This is a genomic window from Micromonospora sp. AB353 (assembly GCF_049538395.1).
Taxonomy (GTDB): domain Bacteria; phylum Actinomycetota; class Actinomycetes; order Mycobacteriales; family Micromonosporaceae; genus Micromonospora; species Micromonospora aurantiaca.
Genome location: NZ_JBMVFV010000150.1, coordinates 1 through 5,787 on the forward strand (window position 1 = coordinate 1; position 5,787 = coordinate 5,787).

The 5,787-nt window shown below is 76.0% G+C and carries 7 protein-coding genes and 1 rRNA gene; 2 read left to right on the forward strand and 6 right to left on the reverse strand.

Features of this window, described 5'->3' with window-relative positions; all coding sequences use genetic code 11:
- The 3 genes from ACPCK6_RS29140 to ACPCK6_RS29150 form a co-directional block, all read right to left on the reverse strand.
- On the reverse strand, positions 1-779 hold a 779-nt coding region (locus ACPCK6_RS29140), incomplete at its 3' end, for a TlyA family RNA methyltransferase (RefSeq protein WP_423482807.1).
- A 21-nt stretch (positions 780-800) separates the two neighbouring features.
- The gene (locus tag ACPCK6_RS29145; protein WP_366625349.1) at positions 801-1,028 is read right to left on the reverse strand and encodes a hypothetical protein; all 228 of its coding nucleotides are present in this window, start codon (positions 1,026-1,028) and stop codon (positions 801-803) included.
- Positions 1,025-1,567 carry a phasin family protein gene (locus ACPCK6_RS29150; protein ID WP_423482808.1) on the reverse strand — a complete coding sequence of 181 codons (543 nt, stop codon included), beginning with the start codon at positions 1,565-1,567 and terminating at the stop codon, positions 1,025-1,027. The genes ACPCK6_RS29145 and ACPCK6_RS29150 overlap by 4 nt, the downstream gene beginning before the upstream one ends.
- Before the next feature lie 112 nt (positions 1,568-1,679).
- On the opposite strand from ACPCK6_RS29150, the gene ACPCK6_RS29155 reads away from it, so the two are divergent.
- Entirely contained in the window at positions 1,680-2,015 is a 336-nt protein-coding gene (locus ACPCK6_RS29155) for an SCP2 sterol-binding domain-containing protein (RefSeq protein ID WP_135239476.1), read from the forward strand.
- A gap of 13 nt (positions 2,016-2,028) precedes the next feature.
- Here the strand turns inward: ACPCK6_RS29155 and ACPCK6_RS29160 are convergent, their stop codons facing one another.
- Both ACPCK6_RS29160 and ACPCK6_RS29165 read right to left on the reverse strand, forming a co-directional pair.
- On the reverse strand, positions 2,029-3,096 hold the full coding sequence (locus tag ACPCK6_RS29160) for an HAD-IIA family hydrolase (protein WP_423482809.1): 1,068 nt from the start codon (positions 3,094-3,096) through the stop codon (positions 2,029-2,031).
- Positions 3,093-4,058, reverse strand: coding sequence for a Replicase polyprotein 1ab (locus ACPCK6_RS29165; RefSeq protein WP_423482810.1), 966 nt, complete (start codon positions 4,056-4,058; stop codon positions 3,093-3,095). The genes ACPCK6_RS29160 and ACPCK6_RS29165 overlap by 4 nt, the downstream gene beginning before the upstream one ends.
- Between ACPCK6_RS29165 and ACPCK6_RS29170 the strand changes: the two genes are divergently transcribed.
- Positions 3,975-5,609 carry a hypothetical protein gene (locus ACPCK6_RS29170; RefSeq protein ID WP_423482811.1) on the forward strand — a complete coding sequence of 545 codons (1,635 nt, stop codon included), beginning with the start codon at positions 3,975-3,977 and terminating at the stop codon, positions 5,607-5,609. The two genes, ACPCK6_RS29165 and ACPCK6_RS29170, sit on opposite strands and share 84 nt — an antisense overlap.
- Before the next feature lie 94 nt (positions 5,610-5,703).
- Here the strand turns inward: ACPCK6_RS29170 and rrf are convergent.
- Positions 5,704-5,787, reverse strand: a 5S ribosomal RNA gene (rrf, locus tag ACPCK6_RS29175); the annotation flags it as partial.

The window sequence follows — 5,787 nt, forward strand, 5'->3', positions numbered from 1 at the left end:
CGGACCCGCTCCGGGTCCGCGGCGGGCGCGTCCCCGCGCAACCATACGAAGAACTCGACGTTGCCGCTCGGCCCGGGCAGCGGGCTGGCCGCCACGTCGGCCAGACCGAGGCCGAGCCCGGCGGCCGCCGCGGCCACGTCCAGCACCGCCTCGGCGCGCAGCGCCGGGTCGCGGACCACACCGCCGGCACCGACGCGCTCCTTGCCGACCTCGAACTGCGGCTTGACCATCAGCGCCAGGTCACCGCCGGGCCCGGTGCACGCCGCCAGTGCCGGCAGCACCAGCCGCAGCGAGATGAACGACAGGTCGGCCACCGTCAGGTCGACCGGGCCGCCGATCGCCTCCGGCGTGAGGGTACGCACGTTCGTGCGCTCGAGCACCCGCACCCGCTCGTCGGTCCGCAGCGACCAGGCGAGCTGCCCGTAGCCGACGTCCACGGCGACCACCTCGGCGGCGCCGCCGCGCAGCAGTACGTCGGTGAACCCGCCTGTCGACGCGCCCGCGTCCAGGCAGCGCCGGCCGGTGACGGTCAGCCCGCCGGGGGCGAACGCGGCGAGCGCGCCGGCCAGCTTGTGGCCGCCCCGGGAGACGTACTCGTCGGCCGGATCCTCGCCGGTGACCAGCAGCGGATCGGCCGGGTCGACCATCGCCGCGGGCTTGCGTGCCCGCACTCCGCGCAACTGGACGCGACCGGCCTCCACGAGCGCGGCGGCCTGTTCCCGGGAGCGGGCCAGCCCGCGCCGGACCAGTTCGGCGTCCAGCCGGGTACGACGAGCCATCAGGTGTGTCTCCGCCTCTGCTCAGGCCTGGTCGATGGTGGCGAGGGTCTCGCGCAGCGTCTCGTACGCCGCCTCGTACTGGGCGATCTGGTCGGCCGGGGCGAGCGCCTCGGCGTTGGCCATGCCGAGCACCGCGGCGTCCACCGCCGGGTGGCTCGCCTCGCCGATCTCCTCGACCGGCGCGGGCCGTACCCCCGGGGGCGGTCCGGGCCGCGGACCCGGCGGCGGGCCGGGCCGGGGCGCGGTCACGAGCCGGCCGCCCGGCGCCCGGTGGCCTTCTTCGCCGACCGGGCGGGCGCGGCGGGCGAGTCGTCGGCGGGGGTGCGGGCCACGGTGGCGGGCGGCTTCTTCGCGATCGCCTTCTTGGCCACCGCCTTCTTCGCCACCGCCTTCGTCGGCGTCGTCGCGGGGGCCTTGGCGGGCGTCGTCGCCGGGGCCTCGGCCGGGGTCTCGGCGGCGGGCGGGGTGTCGGCCGGGCCGAGGTGGCCGCGCGCCTCGCGCAGCTGCCGCTCCAGGTCGTGCACCCGGCGGGTCAGCTCGGCGACCTCGTCGGCGGTGGCCAGGCCGACCGCGCCCAGTGCCCGGTCCACCTCGAAGCGGACCAGCTTGGTCAGCGACTCCCGGTTCGCCAGGCCGGTCGCGACCAGTTCCTCGGCGAGCGTCTGGAGCTGGGCGGCGGTCGCGCCGCCCTGGCCGACGACGCGCATGACCGCGTCCTGTGCCTTCTTCCGGGGCGCCTCCGTCAGGCCCATGGCCAGCTCGAGGTAGGCGCGCCACGCGTCCTGCATGCCTGAGTCCTTCCGCGGGGCGAGATGTGCAGGTGCCACGCTACCGGGCACCCCGGACGCCCCATTGCGGTACGGTGCCGGGAAACGGCGTGGTTCGTGGTGAGGAGACGATGTGGCCAGCGTGGACGAGTGCCGGCAGGCGTTGCACGACCTGGCCGCGCGGCTGGACCGCAACGCCGAGGCGCAGGGACGCATCGACCTCGACCGCACCCTGGCCTGCCGGATCACCGACCTCGGCACCGCGTTCCACGGGCGGCTGGAGGGCGGCCGGCTGGTCGACCTGGCCGACGGCGACGACCCGAAGGCGAAGATCGCGCTGAGCACCGGCAGCGACGACCTCGTCGCGCTGGTGCACGGCCGGCTCGACGTCATGGCGGCGGTGGCCTCCCGCCGGGTGTCGATCAAGGCGAACCCGTTCGACCTGATGAAGCTCCGCAAGCTGCTCTGAGCGGCCCGGCGCCTCAGCCGTCGAGACCGAACGCGGCGAGGGCCTCCTCCGCCGCCGGGGACTGCGCCCGCACGCGCGGCCCGGCCCCCGTCGACCAGGCCACCGCGCAGAGCGCCGCGAGGGCCGCCAGCGGCGGTCCCGCGCCGTCGAGCACGAGGTCCGCGCCGGCCTCCGTCACCGACCAGCCGCCGTCCGCGGCCCGGCCCGGCACCGCCACCACGGCGGCCGGGTCGAACAGGCCCGCCAGGTCGAACGAGACGTACGCGGGGCGGCGCTCCTCGGGTGCGGCCAGCAGCTCGGTGGCGTCGCTGACGCCGGTGAGCACCAGCAGGCTGTCCAGCCCGGCCCGGCGGGCGCCCTCGATGTCGGTGTCCAGCCGGTCGCCCACGACGAGCGTGCGCCCGGTCCCGGCCCGCCGCGCAGCCGTGGTGAACAGCGCCGGCTCCGGCTTGCCCACGATCACGTCGGGGTCGCGGTCCAGCGCGGTCCGCAGCACCGCGACCAGCGAGCCGTTGCCCGGCAGCGGGCCGCGCGGGCTGGGCAGCGTGCGGTCGGTGTTCGTGGCGTACCAGGGCGCGCCCGCGCGTACCGCCAGGGACGCCTCGGCCAGGTCGGACCAGCCGACCTGCGGGCCGTAGCCCTGAGCCACCGCCGCGGGCTCCTCGTCGGCGGTGGCGACCGGCCGCAGGCCCACCGCGCGCAGCTCGGCGCGCAACGCCTCCGCGCCGACCACCAGCACCGGCGCGCCCTCGGGCAGCCGGTCGCGGAGCAGTTCGGCGGTGGCCGCCGCGGAGGTGAGCACCTCCGCCGGCTCAGCCGCGACGCCCATGCCGGTGAGCAGGTCGGCCACCTCGCTGGAGCGGCGGGAGGCGTTGTTCGTCGCGTACGCGACAGCGCGCCCCTCGGCGTGCAGCCGGCTGACCGCCTCGACCGCGCCGGGGATGGGCCTGTCGATCAGATAGATGACGCCGTCCAGGTCGAAGACGACGAGCGAGTACGCGTCGACGAGCCGCCCCGCCCCGGCGCGGTCGGGTTCTCCCCGATCCGCGCCGGAGTCGGTGTCACCGGCGTACCCGGTCATCGGCGGTCCGCCGCCTCGCCCTCGCCGGCCGCCCGCGCCTGGGTGACCTCGTCGGCCGGGGTGCCGGCGGCCGGCTCCTCGGCCTCGACGGCAGGCTCCTCGGTCGTGTCGGCGGCGGCCGGGGTGTCGGCGGCGAGCGAGCCGGCCTCGGTGTCGGTCAGCTCGTCGTCGGCCAGGTCGCCGGCGTCCCGGTCCCGGTAGCCGGCCCGAGCCGCGTCACCGCCGTCGCCGCTCAGCCGAGCGTCGTCATCGTCATCGTCGTCATCGGCCGACGTCGCGGACGTGTCCGCGTCGTCCTCCGGCTCGTCGTCGCCCTCGATGACCACGCCGTCCAGCTCCAGCAGCCGCTCGGCGGCGTCCGTCTCCCCCTCGGAGTCGACGTCGGCGGCCCGGGAGAACCACTCCCGTGCCTCCTCGCGCCGGTCGACCGCAAGCAGGGCGTCCGCGTACGCGTAGCGCAGCCGCGCCGCCCACGGCTCGGTCGAGTCGCCGGTCAGCTCGCGGACCTGGAGCATCGCCACCGCGGCGTCCTTCTGCCCGAGGTCACCGCGCGCCCCGGCGGCCACGATCAGCAGCTCGACCGCGACGGCCTGGTCGAGCTTGTCCCGGTCCGCCCCGCGGAACAGGTCGATGGCCCGCTCCGGCCGGCCCAGCGCCCGCTCGCAGTCGGCCAGCACTGCCAGGTGGCTCTGCAGGCCGGTCATCCGGTGGTACGTCCGCAGCTCGGCGATGGCGGTCTGCCACTCACCGGCGTGGTACGCGGCCAGCCCGACGGCCTCTCGCACGGCGGCGATCCGCGAGGCGAGCCGGCGGGCCGCCATGGCGTGCGCCAGCGCCAGCGCCGGGTCCTCGTCGATCAGCAGGCCGGTCGCGACCAGGTGCCGGGCGACCGTCTCCGCGACCGGCTTGGCGAGGGAGAGCAGCTCCGCCCGGACGGCCGAGTCGAGGTCGCTCGCGACCACGTCGTCGGGCAGCTCCGGCGCCTCACCGGTACGCCCCTCGCCGCGCTCGTCCTGGCGCTCCCGCTGCGGACCGTAGGTGCCACGGCGGTCGTCGCCGCCCGGACGGTCGCCGTAGCCACGGCGCTCACCGTCCCGCTCGCCCCGGAAGCCACCCGGCCGCCGGTCGTCACGTCGGTCGTCGCGCCGGAAGCCACGGTCGCGGTCGCCACCGCGGAAACCGCCGTCGCGGCGCTCGCCGCCGGCGTAGCTCTCCCGGCGGTCGCCGCCCTGGTAGCCGCCCTCGCGACGGTCACCGCCCCGGAAGCCTCCCTCGCGGCCGCCGCCTTCACGACGATCCCCACCGCGGAAACCGCCCTCACGGTCGCCGCCACGGAAACCGCCCTCACGACGGTCACCTCCGGCGAAGCCGCCCTCACGACGGTCGCCGCCACGGAAACCGCCCTCACGACGGTCACCTCCGGCGAAGCCGCCCTCACGACGGTCGCCGCCACGGAAGCCACCCTCACGGGCGCCGCCCTCACGACGATCCCCACCACGGAAACCACCCTCACGGTCGCCGCCACGGAAACCGCCCTCACGACGGTCACCGCCCCGGAAACCACCCTCACGGGCGCCGCCCTCACGACGATCCCCACCACGGAAGCCGCCCTCGCGACGGTCACCGCCACGGAAGCCACCGTCGCGGTCGCCGCCGCGGAAACCGCCCTCGCGACGGTCACCGCCCCGGAAACCACCCTCACGGGCGCCGCCTTCACGACGGTCACCGCCACGGAAACCACCCTCACGGTCGCCGCCCCGGAAGCCGGCCTCGCGACGGTCACCGCCCCGGAAACCACCCTCGCGACGCTCACCACCGCGGAAACCACCCTCACGGTCGCCACCGCGGAAACCGCCCTCACGGTCGCCACCGCGGAAGCCACCCTCGCGACGATCGCCACCCCGGAAACCACCCTCGCGACGATCGCCACCGCGGAAACCGCCCTCACGACGGTCACCGCCGCGGAAACCACCCTCGCGGGCGCCGCCTTCACGACGATCCCCACCACGGAAACCGCCCTCACGGTCGCCACCACGGAAACCGCCCTCGCGACGCTCACCACCGCGGAAACCACCGTCACGGTCGCCGCCCCGGAACCCGCCTTCGCGACGGTCGCCGCCCGGACGGCTTCCACCCCGGAAGCCACCCTCGCGGTCACCGCCACGGAAACCACCCTCGCGACGATCGCCACCGCCGAAGCCGCCCTCACGACGGTCACCGCCGCGGAAACCGCCCTCGCGACGCTCACCACCACGGAAGCCGCCGTCACGGTCGCCACCACGGAAGCCACCCTCGCGGCGATCGCCACCGCGGAAACCGCCTTCGCGACGGTCACCGCCGCGGGTGCCACTGTCACGGTCGCCACCACGGAAGCCGCCCGGGCGGTCGTCCCGGCCGCCCCGGTACGAGGGACGGTCATCGCGACGGCCGTCACGGCCGGCGTCACCACGCCCCTGGCCGCGGTCGGCGCGATCCTCGTAACGACGGGGGCGGTCCCCGCCCTGGGGTCCTGAGCTCACAGGTACATCCTTCCTGATGGCGTTTCCGCCGAGAACGCTAACGCAGTCGAGGGCCGCCCCTGCTGGGGCGGCCCTCGACTGGAAGATTGTCCGGCGGTGTCCTACTCTCCCACACCCTCCCGAGTGCAGTACCATCGGCGCTGGAGGGCTTAGCTTCCGGGTTCGGAATGTG

What these genes read in the sequence shown, in the direction of transcription:
- ACPCK6_RS29160 (WP_423482809.1), bottom strand. Translation starts at nt 3,096, where the DNA reads ATGACCGGGTACGCCGGTGACACCGACTCCGGCGCGGATCGGGGAGAA.
- ACPCK6_RS29150 (WP_423482808.1), bottom strand. Translation starts at nt 1,567, where the DNA reads ATGCAGGACGCGTGGCGCGCCTACCTCGAGCTGGCCATGGGCCTGACG.